Raw genomic sequence first — 728 nt, 5'->3', positions numbered from 1 at the left:
TTAATGGAGTTCAAAGGCTCATTCACGAATATAAAAGGCTCGTCCGCGAGTATAAAAGACTCGTCCACGAGTATCAAAGACTCATTACAGTAGTTTTCATTTATTTAAACTGCACTCTTGCATTCTTGTTTGTGCTTCTGCATGAGACAAAAAATCTTTCGGTATTCTTTCAACAGCAAGCTGTAATTAAGAATTACGAATTAGTTGCAATAACCGCCTCAGGATGAATTCTGAGGCTAATAGTTAAAGTCTTCTAAAGACGACTGGTAAAAAATTACAGTCCACTTGAGTGGACTTTGGCTATTAGCCCAGAAATTTATTTCTGGGCGGGCGATGATGCTAATCGAGAATCGTGCAAGATATAAGCTAATCTTCTTCACTCTCTACTTTCTGCTGCACTCTGGCAAGACTTGAACTCACACTTTCAGCATCCGGTGACTGCAATCGCTGCAAAATCTCTAAAGCTGGTTGCAAATAGGATATCGCTTTAGTGTATTCACCCTGTTTTTCTGCCAAATGCCCTAACCCCCACAGAGTCATTGCTTTGCCTTGGACATTACCAATGCGTTCATTTATTTCCAAAGACTGATTGAAAAGTGCGATCGCTTCATCCACTTCCCCTTTATAGGCGTAGATACCTGCCAGTTGGTGCAACATCGTCGCTTTACCTTGGACATTACCAATGCGTTCATTTATTTCTAAAGACTGATTGTAGAGTGCGATCGCTT

The 728-nt window shown here is 40.8% G+C and carries 2 protein-coding genes; one reads left to right on the top strand and one right to left on the bottom strand.

Features of this window, described 5'->3' with window-relative positions; translation table 11 throughout:
• A partial coding sequence (locus tag VB732_RS20925; protein WP_323232826.1) for a hypothetical protein occupies nucleotides 1-227 on the top strand: 227 nt, incomplete at its 5' end.
• A 139-nt stretch (nucleotides 228-366) separates the two neighbouring features.
• Here VB732_RS20925 and VB732_RS20920 read toward each other — a convergent pair.
• Nucleotides 367-728, bottom strand: a 362-nt coding sequence (locus VB732_RS20920; protein ID WP_323232825.1) for a tetratricopeptide repeat protein, incomplete at its 5' end; no start/stop codon positions are given.

The sequence above is a fragment of the Nostoc sp. UHCC 0252 genome (assembly GCF_034931145.1).
Lineage (GTDB): Bacteria > Cyanobacteriota > Cyanobacteriia > Cyanobacteriales > Nostocaceae > Nostoc.
The sequence above is the reverse complement of the archived record's forward strand: the minus strand, read 5'-3'. Positions and strand labels throughout refer to the sequence as shown.